Annotated in this window: 19 protein-coding genes; 3 read left to right on the top strand and 16 right to left on the bottom strand. The window is 68.8% G+C overall.

All coding sequences use genetic code 11. The features are described 5' to 3' along the window. Positions 1-93: 93 nt before the first annotated feature. From traB to AC07DC_RS35535, 13 genes are all read right to left on the bottom strand, one after another. The gene (traB, locus tag AC07DC_RS35595) at positions 94-2,127 is read right to left on the bottom strand and encodes a plasmid transfer protein TraB (RefSeq protein ID WP_478918692.1); all 2,034 of its coding nucleotides are present in this window, start codon (positions 2,125-2,127) and stop codon (positions 94-96) included. 38 nt (positions 2,128-2,165) lie between these two features. Beyond that, positions 2,166-2,753, bottom strand: a complete 588-nt coding sequence (gene traA / locus AC07DC_RS35590) for a plasmid transfer protein TraA (protein WP_478918690.1) — start codon at positions 2,751-2,753, stop codon at positions 2,166-2,168. Then, complete coding sequence (locus AC07DC_RS35585; RefSeq protein WP_478918689.1) at positions 2,750-3,328, bottom strand: hypothetical protein; 579 nt, start codon at positions 3,326-3,328, stop codon at positions 2,750-2,752. The genes traA and AC07DC_RS35585 overlap by 4 nt, the downstream gene beginning before the upstream one ends. Then, the gene (locus tag AC07DC_RS35580) at positions 3,328-3,459 is read right to left on the bottom strand and encodes a hypothetical protein (protein WP_478918688.1); all 132 of its coding nucleotides are present in this window, start codon (positions 3,457-3,459) and stop codon (positions 3,328-3,330) included. The genes AC07DC_RS35585 and AC07DC_RS35580 overlap by 1 nt, the downstream gene beginning before the upstream one ends. Further along, positions 3,456-3,686: a hypothetical protein gene (locus AC07DC_RS35575; protein WP_478918687.1), complete on the bottom strand. Its 231-nt coding sequence runs from the start codon at positions 3,684-3,686 to the stop codon at positions 3,456-3,458. Before AC07DC_RS35575 ends, AC07DC_RS35580 begins: the two co-directional genes overlap by 4 nt. Next, positions 3,683-4,339 carry a GGDEF domain-containing protein gene (locus AC07DC_RS35570; RefSeq protein WP_478918686.1) on the bottom strand — a complete coding sequence of 219 codons (657 nt, stop codon included), beginning with the start codon at positions 4,337-4,339 and terminating at the stop codon, positions 3,683-3,685. Before AC07DC_RS35570 ends, AC07DC_RS35575 begins: the two co-directional genes overlap by 4 nt. Next, positions 4,336-5,175 (bottom strand): DUF2637 domain-containing protein, encoded by an 840-nt coding sequence (locus AC07DC_RS35565; protein ID WP_478918685.1) that lies wholly within the window; start codon positions 5,173-5,175, stop codon positions 4,336-4,338. Before AC07DC_RS35565 ends, AC07DC_RS35570 begins: the two co-directional genes overlap by 4 nt. A gap of 5 nt (positions 5,176-5,180) precedes the next feature. Next, a complete protein-coding gene (locus tag AC07DC_RS35560) occupies positions 5,181-5,432 on the bottom strand; it encodes a hypothetical protein (protein ID WP_466423819.1) in 252 nt (83 codons plus the stop codon). 96 nt (positions 5,433-5,528) lie between these two features. After that, the gene (locus AC07DC_RS35555; protein ID WP_478918683.1) at positions 5,529-5,726 is read right to left on the bottom strand and encodes a hypothetical protein; all 198 of its coding nucleotides are present in this window, start codon (positions 5,724-5,726) and stop codon (positions 5,529-5,531) included. Beyond that, positions 5,723-6,328: a hypothetical protein gene (locus tag AC07DC_RS35550; RefSeq protein ID WP_478918682.1), complete on the bottom strand. Its 606-nt coding sequence runs from the start codon at positions 6,326-6,328 to the stop codon at positions 5,723-5,725. The genes AC07DC_RS35555 and AC07DC_RS35550 overlap by 4 nt, the downstream gene beginning before the upstream one ends. A 99-nt stretch (positions 6,329-6,427) precedes the next feature. After that, positions 6,428-6,814, bottom strand: a complete 387-nt coding sequence (locus tag AC07DC_RS35545; RefSeq protein ID WP_478918681.1) for a hypothetical protein — start codon at positions 6,812-6,814, stop codon at positions 6,428-6,430. Further along, positions 6,811-7,131 carry a WhiB family transcriptional regulator gene (locus tag AC07DC_RS35540; RefSeq protein ID WP_478918680.1) on the bottom strand — a complete coding sequence of 107 codons (321 nt, stop codon included), beginning with the start codon at positions 7,129-7,131 and terminating at the stop codon, positions 6,811-6,813. The genes AC07DC_RS35545 and AC07DC_RS35540 overlap by 4 nt, the downstream gene beginning before the upstream one ends. 175 nt (positions 7,132-7,306) lie before the next feature. Further along, positions 7,307-7,684: a hypothetical protein gene (locus AC07DC_RS35535; protein WP_478918678.1), complete on the bottom strand. Its 378-nt coding sequence runs from the start codon at positions 7,682-7,684 to the stop codon at positions 7,307-7,309. A 278-nt stretch (positions 7,685-7,962) separates the two neighbouring features. On the opposite strand from AC07DC_RS35535, the gene AC07DC_RS35530 reads away from it, so the two are divergent. The 3 genes from AC07DC_RS35530 (at position 7,963) to AC07DC_RS35520 (ending at position 10,147) form a co-directional block, all read left to right on the top strand. Continuing rightward, entirely contained in the window at positions 7,963-8,463 is a 501-nt protein-coding gene (locus AC07DC_RS35530) for a GntR family transcriptional regulator (RefSeq protein ID WP_478918677.1), read from the top strand. A 170-nt stretch (positions 8,464-8,633) separates the two neighbouring features. Further along, positions 8,634-9,338 carry a DUF5919 domain-containing protein gene (locus AC07DC_RS35525; RefSeq protein ID WP_478918676.1) on the top strand — a complete coding sequence of 235 codons (705 nt, stop codon included), beginning with the start codon at positions 8,634-8,636 and terminating at the stop codon, positions 9,336-9,338. Next, positions 9,335-10,147, top strand: a complete 813-nt coding sequence (locus tag AC07DC_RS35520; RefSeq protein ID WP_478918674.1) for an inositol monophosphatase family protein — start codon at positions 9,335-9,337, stop codon at positions 10,145-10,147. Before AC07DC_RS35525 ends, AC07DC_RS35520 begins: the two co-directional genes overlap by 4 nt. Before the next feature lie 520 nt (positions 10,148-10,667). On the opposite strand, the gene AC07DC_RS35515 is transcribed toward AC07DC_RS35520, so the two are convergent. The 3 genes from AC07DC_RS35515 to AC07DC_RS35505 form a co-directional block, all read right to left on the bottom strand. Then, complete coding sequence (locus tag AC07DC_RS35515) at positions 10,668-11,609, bottom strand: NAD-dependent epimerase/dehydratase family protein (protein ID WP_478918673.1); 942 nt, start codon at positions 11,607-11,609, stop codon at positions 10,668-10,670. A gap of 318 nt (positions 11,610-11,927) precedes the next feature. Then, positions 11,928-12,731 carry a hypothetical protein gene (locus AC07DC_RS35510; protein WP_478918671.1) on the bottom strand — a complete coding sequence of 268 codons (804 nt, stop codon included), beginning with the start codon at positions 12,729-12,731 and terminating at the stop codon, positions 11,928-11,930. Positions 12,732-13,074: 343 nt separating this feature from the next. Beyond that, entirely contained in the window at positions 13,075-16,014 is a 2,940-nt protein-coding gene (locus AC07DC_RS35505) for a tetratricopeptide repeat protein (RefSeq protein ID WP_478918670.1), read from the bottom strand. Positions 16,015-16,082: the final 68 nt, after the last annotated feature.

Raw genomic sequence — 16,082 nt, 5'->3', positions numbered from 1 at the left:
CGTCTGTCAGACGGGGGTCGCGGGCGTATGTGACCTGTGCTGGGGGCTGCGGCGTCAGACAGGTGTCAGACGGCTGTCCGACAGTTCCGGGGGTCAGGCGGCTGCTTCGTCGCGGACGATTCGGTAACGCCCTGCAACGTCGGTTTCGGCGAGGCGGCCGGCCATGACGAAGGCGGGGATCTGTCCGGAGATCCATTGGCGGCTGCGGCCGTGGCGGTCGCAGTGCTCCATGAAGTCCTTGGGGCCGACGACCGTGCGGCCTTCGTCCTCGAACTCGGTCAGGAGTTCTTCCATCACCTGGCGGGCTTGCTCGGGGGTGACGTCGGTTCGCGGCTTGGTCGGCGCCCGGTCCGCGAGCTGCACGACGTGGGTGACGCCGGCCAGTTGCTCCTGGGGGTCGACGTCGTCCAGGTCCTCATCGTCGAATCCGTCGTCGGCCTGGTCGCCGTCGTACTCGTCGTGGCCGGTGTCGTCGTCCATGCCCAGCTCCGGATCCGCGTCGGTGATGGTAGGGGTGGTGCCGGGTACGGGGTAGCGGGTGCGGTCGGTGAAGAGCTTTCCGGCGGCGGTGGTGGCGGCCTTGGTGGTGATCGGGTCGAGTGCGGAGCGGGTGGGGCCGAAGGTGATGACGACCCAGTCGAGGTATTCGCGGCCGGTGAGGTAGGAGCGGGCGGGGGTGGCCCAGAACGTTTCGGGGATGCCGTTGGCGACCAGGTAGGCGTAGCCGGGCTTCTTGTCCTTCCAGGTGTGCGGTGCGGCGCCTGCGTCCAGGACTTCGCCGGGCAGCGCGAAACCGGCGTCGGTTTCCGAGCGGACTCCGAAGCACCAGGAGGAGCCGAGCGAGGCGCGGGTGTCGGTGGAGACTTGGGTGCCGGATGCGCGTTGCATGGAGACCACGAGGGAGACGCCGGCGGAGCGGGCTTCCTGCGCGATGCCGGTGAAGGCGTCCTCGTCGATCTCCCGCAATGTCTTGGCGGCTTCCTCGAACCAGCCGACCAGGTAGGGCATGCCGGGGGCGCCGTCGGCCTGGGTCTTGGCGCAGGCAGGTTCCCACTGCTTGTAGCCGTACTTCGCCAGCCAGCGGGTGCGCGCCGGGATGGCGGCCTTGAGCGCTTCGAGCATCGCGGCGGTGGACTTGATGTCGAGAGCTGCCCAGTCGATGGCGGGTAGCAGCGGGCCCAAAGTCTGGTCAGCCTTGGCGGGGTCGGAGGCCCACACGACGACGTCGCGGCGGGTGAGGATCTCCGCCAGCGCCGTCAGGCCGCCCTCGGACTTGCCGGACCCGGTCATTCCCATGATGAGCAGGTGCATGGCGTTGCGGGCCCGGGTGGAGTCCCCAGGGAAGAACAGGACGCAGGGAGTGCCGTCCTCGTAGATCCCGGTGACGACCGCGTCGGCGATGGAGCCGCCGGGCGAGGAGGGTCCGGGGACCGGGGTGGTGTTCTTGAGCAGGTCGTGGGGGACCACGGTGATCTGCGCGCGGGACGCGGAATCGGGATCACCCATCGCCCGGACCGCGTTGGGCGCGACGTCCAGGGCCGATGCCAGTTTCGGCAGGGCTTTGGTGACGTCGTCGTGGGTGAGTTCCCCGCGCGGCAGCTGCAGGTTGAACGTGGCCTTGTTCGGCTGGACGTCGGAGCTGGTGACCATGGTCTTGGCCAGACCGACCTTCTCCAGCAGGCCGCCGCCGGCCCCGGCTCCCAGGGAGTCGGGGTTGCGGCGCAGGATCTGTCGGATGTTCCACGACAGGGCCAGACCCCCGCCGCCGATCGCGTACAGGCTCGGCAGCGGCCCCGCGCCGGGCCCGGCGATCGAGGCGGCGGTCAGCCAGCCCGTGCCACAGGCGACGGTGATCGCGGAGTGCAGACGGCGTTGTGCGGTGGTGGCTTTGCCCGCCCACCAGGTCACCCCGGTCAGGGCGACGGAGGCCAGGGTCAGGCCGGCGGTCGCGGCGGCGTTGTCGTCCCAGAACAGGTGCGCGGGGATCGACACGACGCCGGTGACGATCACGGTCAGCCAGGGCGGGGCGTGGGGCTTGGCACGGTGGGCGAGGTAGGCGCCGAGACCGCCGGCGCCGTCGGGGGCACGCAGCTGCGCTTCGTACGCGTCCAGTTCGGTGTCAGCCACGGCCTTGGTCCTCATTCTTGGGTCGGTTCATGGGCTGATCAGCTGCCGAAGTCGAACTTGCGGCGGGTCTGACGGGGTCGCCGATGAGCGGTGACCTCCAGCTCGGGGGAGAACTCGCGCTGAAATGCTGCGTAGGTGCGGGCGCTGTTCTTTGCCGCGTCCTTGGCGTCGTCGGCGACCTTCCTGAGGTGCTTGGCGACCCGGCGCGCCCGCATCTGCGACCCGAACGCCCGCCCGTCGGGGTCCGGGATTTCCTTCAGCACGGCCTGCAGGATTTCCGCCGCCATCGACAGCTCGAACGACAGCTGCAGGAAGCCCTGGCGGGCGATGTCGCAGTAGTTGCGGATGTCGGCGTTGGTGAAGAACTCCGGATCGGCCAGGGGGCTGTGAGAGCGCTGGCGGCTCCCGATCCCGCCCGGACCCTGGCTCCGCTCGCCGCCGGCACCGCCGCCGCGGGGTGCCTGTCCATCACCGCCACCCCCGCCGCCGAAGTGGAAGTGAATGTTGCGCTCGCGCGAGCGATAGGAGTTCCGCTCCCGGGTAGCCCGGTCACGCTCCCCGCGGCTGCTGGACGTGGTCCGGCGGTGCGCACCGCCGCTGCTGCTCTGGGGAGGGGGCGTCGTCATTTGGAGACTCCTTCATCAGCGGCGGCCACGTCGGCGGAAAGCACGTCGTCGGTGGGGGCGTCCGGTGTGGAGCGGCGCAGCCAGTGCCAGACGGTCTGGCCTGCAGCGGTGAGCAGCAGCCAGAAAGCGGGCAGACCGGGGGCCAGGGGCCCGGAGGCGACGGCGGCCGTCAGCCAGAGCCCGGTGATAAACGCGGCGATCGCAGCGGCCAGGCGCCAGCGGGAGGTGCGTTGGTCCGCCGGTCGCCGGTAGTGCAGCCATGCGGCTCCGCACGGCCCGCCAGCGGTGATGGCGGCCAGAGGGATCCACAACCACGGTGTCAGAACGTGCAGGACGCCAGTGGCGAGGAAGGTGGCTATCGCGATCCACAGCGGGAGTAAGGCGCGGCGGCTCAGCCATAGCTTGTGGAATGCGGCTGCAGCGGCCCGCTCGGTGAGCGAGGCGTGGCGTTCGGGCATGACCAGCAGGACCTGCGGGGTGCCGCGGCGGCCACGGCGCCCGCGCTGGGTGGGGATGTGGATGGTGGTGCCGCCGCCGGGGATGCGGCGGGATCGGGTGGTGATGCGTCGGGCCATCACTGGCTCCTTGGGGTGCCGGTACGGGTGCGGGTCGGACAGATGTGGTCGCGGGCGGCGCGCAGGCCGGCGCTTTGGTTGCGGTAGTGGCGGTGCCAGCCGCAGATCCGGCAGCGGGTGCGGGCACTCATGCGATGCGCCGTGCGGTGACGGGGCTGTTGAGCGAAGCCAGGTCGGCGGCGTCGGTGGGCCAGTAGGTAGGTGCGGGGAGTTCGCCGATGGCGTCCAGGTGGTCGATGAGGGTGTCGATGGCCCGCGGGTCGCTGTCGAAGTGAGCGGCGACAGTGGCGCGGGCGGCGGCCAGCAGGTCGGCGTAGGACCGGCGGGGGCTGCCGGTGCTGGAGGACGGGGTGGTCATGCGGCGGTGTCCTGTCCGTGGGAGGGGGTGTGGTGGGTACCGGTGCGGCCGATGCGGCGGCCGTTGACGGAGCGGAAGGTGTCCGGACGTCCAGCGGCCTGCCAGCGGTGCCCTCCGCGCTTGGCCCGGTACATCGCCTCATCGGCCGCCCGCAGCCGGACCGTCAGCGGGGTGCCGGGGCGGTGGCCGGCCAGGCACACGCCGATCGCCGCCCGGGGCGAGAGCACCGACTCAGCGAGGTCGAGCCGTTCGGCGAGATCGGCGGCCAGGCCGTCGGTCAACTCGGCGTGCAGGTCGGCGTCAGGGGCCAGGCGGACGACGACGGCGAACTCATCGCCACCCAGCCGCCCGGCGATCCCGCCGTGCTGCTCGCTCCACACCGCGAGGCGCTGTCCGAAGGTGGCCAGGAGTTGGTCCCCTGCGGAGTGCCCGAACTGGTCGTTGACGTACTTCAGGCCGTTGAGGTCCAGGAGCAGGACGGCGGCGTGCGGGTGGCGGATCGCGCGGTGCGCACGGGCGGTGAACGCGGCCCGGGTCGGCAGACCGGTGAGGGGGTCGGTGTGGGCCAGGCGAAGCCGTCCGGCGAGGAAGGCCGCGTGGGCAGCCCATCCGGCCAGGGGTGCGGCGGGGAGGAAGGCGAGTATGGCGCTCATGCTGCGGACTCCTCATCGGTGTCGGTTTCGGTGGTGGTGGTCGTGGTGGTGTCCGGGACCGCGAGGGCGGGACCGGCCTCCGGGGAGTGCTGTGCTGCGTCGCGGATCCGGGCGGCGCGGCCGGTGCCGATGCCGAACGTCTTCATCAGCCACGTTGCGGACGCTTCGGCTCCGGTAGCCGCGTACTCCCGTGCGGCAGCGATCAGTTCGGCGTCCGTCTTGCCCGGGGGCAGGGCCTGCCGGGTCTTGCCCTGCTGCACCGGGCGGCGGGACTGGTGAGAAGGCTTCGGCGGGGACGGTGCGGCAGGGGGTGCCGCAGGCGGTGGCGGCGGGGGCGCCGATGCCTCAGGGCCGGGCCCCTGCTGCGGGTTAGCGGTAGGGGTGTCGGTGGCAGGACTATCGGTCTGCGGGGTGAGGGTACGGAGATGGGCCATGTGCACGAGCAGGCCCAGGACGACCGGGGGGATCGCGGACACAGCCACGACCAGCGGCCAGCCCAGCGGGATCACGTGCGCGCTGACCGCATGGTCGAGGGCGTTGCCGGCGACGGAGACGGTGATGGCGCCGATCGCGTTGAACTTGGCCCAGCGGCGGGCGGCCGGGTTGCGGGTGGATTTCGCGAGCCAGACGCGGGTGGCGGTCATGGCGTACGCGTCGACCGTGAGCGGGAGCAGCGCGCACAGCTCCTGCAGCCAGCCGGTGCGGAACGCGAGGTCGAACAGCCCGGAGAAGGAGGACGCGGCGGCGGCCAGACCGACCAGGAGCATCCCGCCGGCCAACAGCCAGTCCCGACCTACCGGTTCGACCGGAGTGGGAGCAGCGGTAGGGGTGTTCATTGCCGTCACTGGACCGTGTTCGACAGGGACGTGACGACGGAGGTGACGGTGGTGGTGACCGTGGACTTGATGCCGTCAGCGATGCTCGTGCCGGTGAGGAACAGGCCGATGAGCAGGCCGACGATGAGGGTGGACCAGCGGTGGCCGACCCACATGCACAGCACGATGCCGACGACGATCAGCAGCAGGGTCAGGGACACGGTCACCACGGGTGCGGCGGTAGCGGCCGGAGCGGCGGTGTACAGGGCGATGGACATCAGCGGACCTTCCTGGGCAGAGCGGGGGAGGGGTGGTGGTGCCCGCCCGGCGCGGGCGTCGGGGCCGGCGCGCCGGGCGGGAGCCGAGAGGTACGGCTATGCGGTGCGGTGGCGGGCGATGACCAGCGGAATCAGATCCGCGGCTGTGGCGAAGCCGACGTAGGCGCCGCTGGCGTGCCATACGTGCCAGCGCTGCCCGAAAGATCCGGTGGTCTGGACGGCGGCGGCCAGGTAGACGCCGTCGCGGATCACGGGATCCAGGACCGTGATGCCGTCAGGCAGCGGGGTGTTCATGACGCCCGTCCGATGGGGCCGTCATAGTGCGCGAGGTCGGCGATGACGTCTTCGACCTGCGGACCCTCGTCCTCGTAGTCCTCGTCATCGTCGTCCGGGCCGTACAGGGCTGTGCTCGGCTCGCAGGCGCCGACGCACTCGGAGTGGTCGAGATCGGTTAGGACGTCGGCGAGGTCGTATTCCTCGCCGATCACCGCGCCGATGTAGTTGCCGCAGCCGCAGGCGAACCAGAGGGTCAGGACGTCGAAAGGGTCGCCCATGGTGCCCAGGCCAGGAGCGGAGACATACCGGACCCAGAGCCCGTCGCCGAGGTAGGTGATGGCTGAGGGCAGCGTCTCGGTGCCGTCCTGCAGCGCGTCCAGGCCGCGGTACCCGAGCCATGCCTGCGGGTTGATCACCTTCGCGAGGGTGTTGGGGAAGGCGCGCTGTACGTAGGAGGTGGCGTTGCTGACCGCAGTGTGACGCTCAGCCGTCTCGCGCTCGATCTGCTGCGCTTCCCAGTTCGCGTCGATCTGGGCTCGGGTGTCGATGGCCAGGGTCTGCAGGTGCTGCAGGTCGCCGGTGAGCGTGGAGATATCGGGGGTGGTGTGGTCGGTGGTCATGAGTGGTGATCCCGCCTTCGAGGAAGGGCTGGGCGGGCACGCCAAACCGCAACGGGGCGTGCCCGCGAGCAAGTGAAGAGAGAGAAAGCGATAGGCGTTTCAGCGGCGGCGGCCGCGGTGCCCGCCCGGGTTATTGGCCATGGACCGCAGCGCCAACACGCAGGCTGTGACCGAGACGGCTGTGACCGCCAGGGTGCCAGCGACAATCGCAATCGACAGCAACAGCGCCACCACGATCACGGCGACCAGCACGCCGCCACCCAGGACCAGGGCGACCGCCGCGCCGGGCGACAAACCCAGCAGGGAGGGGCGGGCCGCGACGGGAGTGGGCAGGTCGCAGGAGCATGCCGTGCAGTGATGCCCAGGGGCCGGCGGCTGCGACGGATGTGCAACGACGATCGGTCGTCCGGCGGCGTCGTAGCCGAGAACCACCGGCTCCTGGCGGCCGTTGTCGGCAGGAACCTCGTACGGGAAGTGGTCGCTCATGCCGCGCGCACCGCCTTCCGGGACCTGCGGCGAGGGAACAGCCGGCCACCGAATACGCCGTCCTGCTCGCCGCGCTCCTCAGCACGCGCCAGGCACACCGCGCGGACCGGGCAGCCGAAGCAGATCGCCTTCGCTGCGGCTACCGCCCGCTTGTTGCCGGCGTCGGGGAAGAACATGTCGGGGTCAATGCCCTCAGCCGCGCAGGCCGCACCAACCATCTCCGGGTCCGGGACCAGGTAGGCGGCCAGGTCGGGCGCTTCCAGGGGCCGGGATTCCGCTCGGGCGCCGAGCACCTGCCGGGCACGGGACGTACGCATCACGCCACCCCCGCGCGCTCGACCACGGACCCGGGGGACCAATCGTGGCCGCACGACCCGCACACCTCGCGGGCGATGGTCCGGCACCGCGAGACCCACACTGGCTTCCGGCACCGCGGACACGAACCGTGCCCCGCCGTCGGACGTCGTTCAGGGGAGAACGTCCGCGCGGCCATCACGCAGCCCGCCCGTCATCGGCTCGGGCTGGGTCGGCGTCGCAGGTGGGGGCGAAGACCAAGCAGCTGAGTCCCCGCCACTGCGCTTCACCATGGAGGTGCCAACTCTCGTCGGCCATTTGCCGCGCGACGGGCTGGGCCCCTCCAAGGTGCTGCAGCAGCCGCGCCACGGCGGGGAACTTGTCCTGCGGTGCGACCCAATGGGCTATCTGGATCTGCACCGATGTGCCGAAGCGGTCGCTCCCACGCACGGCCACCGTCAGATCCGGCAGACCCGGAAGCCTTTCCAACAGGTCCGCGACCATCCGCATCGCCTGCGGAACCGTCCGAACCGGTAATGCCAGCCCAGACCGGGCGGCGCTACGCTCGACAAGCATCGTTGAACTCCTCTAGTCAGGAACTCGATGTGTCGGCCTCGGCAGGGGTCCGAACGGCGTTGCAGCGCCTACGGATCCGTATCTGCCGGGGCCTCTGTCGTGCGAGGAGTGCCTCAGGGTGTCTCCCCCTTAGCTCAACCTCATGCACTAGGTTCAGCCTAGTACATGAGGTTGTCAAGAGCTTCGGCACGAGAGAACTTCAGGAACTGGTTCTGATCTCAAGCCTGTGTTGCACTTGCTGTGGCTGGTTCAGCCAGGTGCATACAGGAGGACTTGGAGTGACGGAGACCAGCGGGGCCCCCGCGTATCAGAAGCTTGCGAACCTGTTGCGTTCGCAGATCGCGGAAGGCGCGCTGCCGGTGGGAACCGCCATCCCGTCGGCTTCCCAGCTCGTTGCTGAGCACAAGGTGTCCACCACTGTCGTGCGTCAGGCACTGCAGGTACTGAGCAATGAGGGGCTGATCTACGGTCAGCCAGGCAAGGGCGTCTATGTACTCGCGACGCCAGAACAGACGCAGAACGAGCGGTTGACGCTGGACGAGGTGACCGCCGGCCTCAGCGAGCTTCGAGAGCAGGTCTCGGGACTCGACCCGGCGTTGGACTCCACGGCGCTCGATGATCTGCGCTCAGAGATCGCTGAAATCCGACGCGCCATGGCAGTTCTGCAGTCACAGTTGATCGACCTGTACGGACGCGTCGGGCAGCCGTACCCGCGTGACAAGGCGCCCATCAAGGGCGAGGTGGCTCCGGAGCGATCACGGCGAGCCGCCGGCGACTGAACCACTTGGAGGGGGACATGGGGAGCGGAAGCGAGTCCGGCTCGGTCGTATCGCTGCATGGGAGGGCGTCCTACCGGCCGGATCTCTCGGAGTTAGCGCGAAACCAGATCGCGGCAGCACGGAGGGCGAAGGGTCTGACGCTCGAAGAATTCGCGGGTTTCCTCTCCACGATGCTCGACTGGAACGTCACTCCCGAAGCGTTGGAATCGTGGGAGAGCACTGCGACGCCGCCCGGCGACGCCCTGGTGGCCGCAGAACTCATCGTGCGGCAGACGGCGCCTGGTCTGACGGATGGGGAGCCGCGGGACGCTCTGACGCAGATCATCGGTGACCAGTTCGCTGACCTTGCTGGTGTGTACGCCAGCCGGTCGGAATTCCACGCCAAGGTGTCCGCGGCCGATCTCTTCGACGAAGCACGGGACATTCGGATCAGCGGCCTGTCCCTGAACCTGCTCTGCCAGACCTACTCGGAGGCCCGGCTACGGCAGCTCATCGAGGACGGCACGACTCTCAAGTGCCTCTTTCTCAAGCCCTACGGCCACTTCATCGCGGAGCGGGAAGCAGAAGAGGGTTACCCCGAGGGCCGGCTGTCCGCCCTGACCGCGATGAACCTGACGATCCTGCAGGAGCGCGTCATCGATCGTCTCTCCCCTGAAGCGGCTGGGCGCATCGAGTACGGCGTGTACGACGAGCCCATACGGTTCAACGTTGTCCTCATCGACGCGCAGTTGTGCGTCGCGCAGCCCTACCTGCCCGAGACTCGGGGTGTGGACTCCCCGACCTTCTTGATCCGGAAGCGCCGAGTAGCCGGCGGCCTGTATCCCACCTTTGAACAGATCTTCTCGACCCTGTGGGAAAGGCGTGAGGCCGAATGACGGACCTTCTGGGATTGCAGCAGATCGCGTGCGCTGCGGCTGACCACGCCACCGCCTTGGTGACCAGCATGGCGGTCGGTCTGGTGACCGCCAAGGGCGACCGGGACATGGCGTCTGAGATCGACTACGCGGTGGAGGAAAAGGTCCGAAGCTTCCTTCTGGCGGAGACACCCGACATCGGTTTCCTGGGGGAAGAACAGGGAGGTTCGAACGCCGATGCTCCTCTGACCTGGGCGCTCGATCCTGTCGACGGGACAGCGAACCTCGTGAACGGGCTTCCTCTGTGCGCTGTGTCGCTCGGCCTGGTCCAAGGCGAGCGCTCGGTCCTCGGGGTCATTGACCTGCCCTTCCTCGGACAGCGCTACCGGGCCGCTGAAGGCCATGGCGCGTACTGCGGAGACGATCTCATCCGTCCGAGTGCGACCACGAGCTTGCATGAGGCGATTATTGCGATCGGCGACTATGCGGTAGGCGCCCATGCAGAGCTGCGGAATCGCCGGCGACTCGCTTTGACCGCGTTGTTGGCCGAACGGGCATTGCGGGTGAGGATGCTCGGCTCGGCCGCGATTGACCTCGTCTGGGTGGCGTCCGGCAAGCTGGATGGCTGTATCGCCCTGAGCAACCACCCGTGGGACATGGCTGCCGGCACTGCGATTGCCCGGGAGGCGGGGGCGCTGGTGATGGATGCTGACGGCACGCCGCACAGGCTCGCTTCATCCGCGACTGTCGCGGTCTCCCAAAGCTTGAGCGGCGAGCTGCTGGAAGTCTTGGCTGACGCGGACAAGGCTGTCGGCCAAGTCTCCCGATAGCTTCTTGATCCAGTTAAAGCCTCACACATCTGCCGACGGGCTGTAGCTGGTCGGCAGGCAGCGAGCTACAGGGGCCGGCGTGAGGCGTTTTGTGGGAACTGCAGGGCCTTCTGCGGATGCCCGATCCCCGTAGGCAACCCGTGGGCCGTGTGGACTGGTCGGTGAAAGCGGTTGCTGGATGGGGGCTGTTCGCGGTTGACCGGGTCCCCGCATCCGGTGCTGGAGGTAGGCCCAGAGAGAAGGTGCAAATCAGCACCCGGAGCACCCGGAGCACCCGCACTCTCGTATTTGGGCAGTTCAGATGGGGTGTCAGGTCCGGGTGCTGTGAGTCCCTCAGCACCCGCTCTTTCGACGGTCGGGGGAGTGCGGGTGCTGGAGCCTTCACTAGCACCCGCAGGTTTGTGCAGGTCAGTTGGGGTTGCGGGTGCTGCGGGTGCTCCGGGCGCTGTTTTGCAACTTCTCTCTGCTGGAGTCATGCGATATGGGCGAGAGCGATTACCAAAAGGGTGGCGCTGGGTGCCTACACGCTGCCGGCCGCCGCCCACGTGTCAGCGAGGATCTGCTGCAGTGTTGAACGCTCGGGCTTCCAGCCCAGCTCATCGCGGATGCGCTGGGTGTCGGCGGTGAGCGTGGGGGGCTCGGGCTTCGGCGGATGGTGCACGACTGGAACCGGCCGGTGGGTGACTCGCTCGGTCTCTGCCACGATGTCGCTCACGCTGGCAGGTGTCGCACCGACGTTGTAGACCCGGTGCTTGCCGGGCTCGCAGGCGTCCAGCGCCAAGACGTAGGCGCGCGCCAGGTCATCGACGTGGACGAAGTCCCGGATCGCCGTGCCATCTCCGTTGATATCGACGTGGGAAGCACGTCCGGCGGCCACCGCCACAGCCTTGGGGATGATCCGGGAATCGTCTGGGTCTCCGTGTCCGGCGACCGCCCCGGAGATGTTGAACGCGCGCAGCACGATCGCGCCGAGAGAGTCACTGCCGGCAGCTTGCTCAACCGCTTGGTCGGCGGCGAGCTTCGTGTCCCCATAGGGCGTCTTCGGCTCGCACAAGGCTTCCTCGGTAATGGGCTGGACCTCCGGTACGCCGTAGACAGCCGCTGTGGAGGCATGGACGAACCGCAGCGGAGTCCCGGTGGTCTGCGCTTGCGCACGCACGGCGTTCAGGAGGGTCCGCGTACCGCCGACGTTGACGTCACGGTAGTCATCGGGCCGCTCGAAGGATTCCCGGACGCGCGTCAGGGCCGCGAGGTGGCACACGGCCTCGATACCGTGAACGGCCTCGCGCAGTGCGTCCGCGTCGCGAAGGTCTGCGTACCGCGTGCCCGCGGCGGGGGAGGCGGGCATTGGCGCCGATGGCGCACGGTGCGTGAGAGCAACGACCTCATGGCCGGCCTGACTGAGCCGACGGACAACGGCCGTTCCCACGAATCCGTAGGCACCCGTGACCAGCACGCGCATAGAACCTCCCAGGGAAGAAAGACTCTTCGATAGTGCCAGCCCGGATCACGGCACGCTGCAGGACCCTGAAGCCAATTGCGACTTACGGTGCGGGCATGCTCCAGCAGGTCCACGCACTACCAGGCTGAGAGCCTCCGGGGCTTGTAATCGAGTACATGTGCGCCTGGGACAACTGGCAGGTTCAGAACAACGAGGTAGCGCGGGCGGGCCTTTGAGCTCAACTCAAGGGTGACCTGGCGGCTCCTTCGCGCTCAACAACATCCAGCCGAGAGCGACTAGGACGACGTTCGGACCGCCGATGACTGCCTCGGAGTCTGGTTAGTCGTGACTTGGGGTGGCGACCGCAGTGAATTGCGGTTCGGGCAGGCGGACCCCGCCTTCGCGGGAGACCCAGTAGGTGCGCCGCCGAGTCGGGTGTGGGACGTAGTCGAAAGTGCGTGATCTATCTTCTCCTTCGGTGACCTGGTGACCGACCACCCGCCACATGCTGCCGCGGCTCTCATGCGGTTCGACCGGGCACCCGTTGAGTTCCAGGTTCCACCTGTCCGTGACGCCGTTATCGCGATCGTCGTGCACTGTCACGGTGCCACAGACGCGGTGGGGAAGAGGGCGGCCTTGTTCGCGGGCAGCGTGGTTGTCCGCCAGTTCCTTGATGGTGAAGCTTTTCTGCAGCAATACCTCGGGGCCCGTGCCTGGCGGTAGGGGGATGTGCGGCGCCGGATGTGATTGGTTGTTTCGGCTCACCACCAGGTCGCCGCCGAAGTTCACCCAGACGGTGCGGCCGCTCGGGTTGTGGAGCACCACGAGCGCCTGGAGGACGATTCGCTCGTGCTCCTTCTCCGGGAAGTGCCAAACATGGCCGACAGGCCACGGGTTTACGGGAACCCCGAAGGGCGACCATGCCAGGGGAGGCCACACCGGGTCGTCCAGGACGACAGTTACCTCGGGGGCTTGATCGTCTAGTCGTGCTCGGGCGGCGTCCAGCGCCACGGCCTCGGAGATGGCGAGTGCGGTGTGCGCGACGCTAAGCGCACTACGGGTGAGGATCGACTGCCAGGCAACCAACAAGAAGGCGAGTGCCGTGGCGACAGCGGCGACCGCTGTCCAGACTGTGTCCCACATGGGTGCTGATTGTTGACCTCCACTACCGGCGAGCGCCATTCCGCTTGCTCTGCGGTGTGACTGAGGCGCCCTGACCTGAGGAGCAGGATGCCGAAGAGCACAAGCACGGATCTACGAATCCATCCTGGACGGCCGAAAGATCGGCAGGGAAAGGGGAGCTGGTGGCCCACTGGTCTGATTCTTCATCGCGGTGGCCGTCATGGAACGCGCGAAATCATGGCCGCCAACCCCTGCAACGTATTGCGGAACACCCACGTTGAGGCCACCGTGCCGTTCGACGGTCGCGAGGCTGTCACGACGCCAAGTGCTTCACGAAGGGCATTTCCTGAAGACGCCCGGCAGATCAATCCGACTCGCGTAGCCAGCGACGGAGCTCCTCGGCTTCTTCCACCCGCCCTAGACTTTCCAAAGTTTCCGCCCACGTTTCCTTGGCTGTCCGCAGATAGCCGAAGAACTCCGCAGGCTCACGATCGGCCAGCCGCTGGTAGATCCTGATCGACTCCACTGCCTCCTCCAATGCCTCCACCAGGCCATCCGAACCCTCAACTCGCACCCGCGCAGACACCCCTAGCGACATGGCGAGGCCGGGTTCGTGGGCGGCGGGGTTGGTTTCGGCCAGCCGCCGCAGGATGGCGACGGCTTCCTTTACCTGGGCCAGCGCCTCCTCCTGGCGCCCCACAAGCGACAGGCAGGTTCCGAGGTTGTTCAGCGACATGGCGAGGTCGGGTTCGTGGGCGGCGGGGTTGGTTTCGGCCATCCGCCGCCGAATGGCGACGGCTTCCTTTACCTGGGCCAGCGCCTCCTCCCGGTGCCCCACCAGCGACAGGTGGTTGCCAAGGTTGATCAGCCCGGCGGCGAGGTCGGGTTCGTGGGCAGTGGGGTTGGTTTCGGCCAGCCGCCGGTAGACCGTCATGGCTTCCTCTGCTGGGGTGAGCGCCTCCTCCTGGCGCCCCACCCGCGACAGGCGGATGCCGAGGTTGTTCAGCGACATGGCGAGGTCGGGTTCGTGGGCGGCGGGGTTGGTTTCGGCCAGCCGCCGCCGGATGGCGACGGCTTCCTGTGCCGGGGCCAGCGCCTCCTCCTGGCGCCCCACCTCCGACAGGCGGTTGCCGAGGTTGTTCAGCGAGATGGCGAGGTCGGGTTCGTAGGCGGCGGGGTTAGCTTCAGCCAGCCGCCGGTACAGCGTTGCGCCCTCCTGTGCCGGGGCCAGCGCCTCCTCCCGGCGCCCCACCACCGACAGGTGGTTGCCAAGGTTGATCAGTTCGCCGGCGAGGTCGGGTTCGTGGGCGGCGGGGTTGGCTTTGGCCAGCCGCCGCCGGATGGCGACGGCTTCCTCTGCTGGGGTGAGCGCCTCCTCCCGGCGCCCCACCCGCGACAGACAGGTGCCGAGGTTGTTCAGTGCCCTGGCGAGGTCGGGTTCGTTGGCGGTGGGGTTGGCTTTGGCCAGCCGCCGCCGGATGGCGACGGCTTCCTGCGCTGGGGTGAGCGCCTCCTTCCGGCGCCCCACCTCCGACAGGTAGGTGCTGAGTTCGGTCAGCGCGGTGGCGAGGTCGGATTCGTAGGCGGCGGGGTTGACCCGGTTGAGGTAGCGCCAGGAGGGCATGGCGTCCTGGCCGGCGACCAGTGCTTCTTGGTGCATTCCGGCGTAGCGCAGCCGGATGGCAAGGTGTTTGCGAACGCGGGCGTGGGCCAAGGGGTTCTGGGTGGTGGCGAGGCGGTGGTGCGCCAGGCGGTAGGCGATCGTCGCGATGCCCACGTCCAGGTCGGTGTGTCGGCCTTGGGGCAGGTGGGGCTCGACGGCTTCTAGGACGGTGGGGTCGATGTTGTCGAGGTTGGCCAGGGCGGTCAGGGCGGTGCCGCCAGCCTGCGGGGCGAGCTCGGGGTGGGTGGTGAGTAGGGGGTAGAGCTGGCCGGTGGCGATGTGGGGCCAGCGGCGGGCGGTCTCGATCAGTACGGTCAGGGTGTCGCGGGCCCAGGGCGCAGGGGTGTCGGTATTGGTGAGCAGGCGCTCGGTGGCGTGGTCGGCCCAGTCGTCGGTGGGTGCGTCAGCCTGGGTGTGGCCGGGGGTGGTCAGGCCGATGAAGTCTTCGCCGAGTCGGTCCGGGTATAGCGGTTCCAGGACTGTGTCGGTGCGGGCCGGTGGGTAGCAGAACTGGTGGTCGTCCAGCAGGGTGTTAGCGGCCTCGGTGGTTTCGGTCAGCCCTGCCCGGCGTAAGGCGTCCCAGCCGTGCGTGCGGGCCAAGGGGCGGGTGAGGGTGGCGACCAGCACGGTCCGGCCCATGGCCACCGGTCCGGTGGCCAGCGGTTGGGGTGTGCGCTGGTGCAGGGCGTCCCAGTGGGAGCGTTCGCGCCGCAGCAGGTAGGCCGAGGCGCGCGCCGGGTCGGTGGGTGCCTGTTCGTGGTGCAGGCGGGCATCGACGGCGGCTAGGGCGGTGATGTGGATGGTCAGGACCTGGGCGTAGTCCTCGTCGGTGTCCAGGGCCGGGGGCGGGGTGATGGTGTGGGCCCGGTCGGGGGGTACGCCCAGATGGTCGGCGAAGCAGTCCCGGGCCTGGTCGAACAACTCCGTGCGCACGGCTGGCTCATCGGCCAGGGACGGCAGTGGTTGGGCGTCGGGGGACGCGTCGAGCTGGCGATCGATCCAGTAGGCCAGACTCTGCCACCAGGCGCCTGCCGGACGGGCCAGCAGCAGCACGCGCACCGGAACCCGCAGGCCGTGCAGGAGTGGTTCCTGCAGCAACTCGTGCAGCGCCGGGGCGGGCCAGCGTTCGGCGTAGTCCACCACCAGCAGGGCCCCGGCTCCCGTCGGGGGCGTGGTGGTGTCCGCGCGCACAGCGCCGACCGGGTTCGCGACGGCCTGCCACACAGTCCACCCAGCCTGGCGGCTCAACTCCGCGAACCGTGCGGCCAGGCGGGTCTTTCCCTGCCCGCCCGGGCCGTGCACCAGACGGACCGACAGTCCCGGTTCATCGGCGTCATGGCGCCACTGCGTCAGTGCTTTGAGATCGGCCCCGCGGCCGGTGAAGGGCACTACCTGGTGTCCGGACCACAGCAGCCGCGAGGGCTGTGTCGCCAGTTGTCGCGCGCGCACTGGACGGGACGTGGCGGGGAAGTCCTCGATCCGGTAGCCGGGCTTCCACTGGTAGACGTTGAGGATTCCGCCGCCCTGCACCGCGTTCACCGTGCCGCCCGGTTCTGGGGCGTTGAACTGCCGATTGGCGGTTCCCGGGCTGGTCGGCGCGCTGTTGTTCGCGATCTCCGGCGGATCGGGGGAGGCGTTCACGGCCGACCATCGATCCCGGTGCCCGGCGCGGAGAGGAATGGGCGGATCCCCGCCGCCGCTGTCCGAGC

Source organism: Streptomyces sp. NPDC045021 (assembly GCF_056432645.1).
This window is presented reverse-complemented; position numbering and strand designations above follow the sequence as displayed.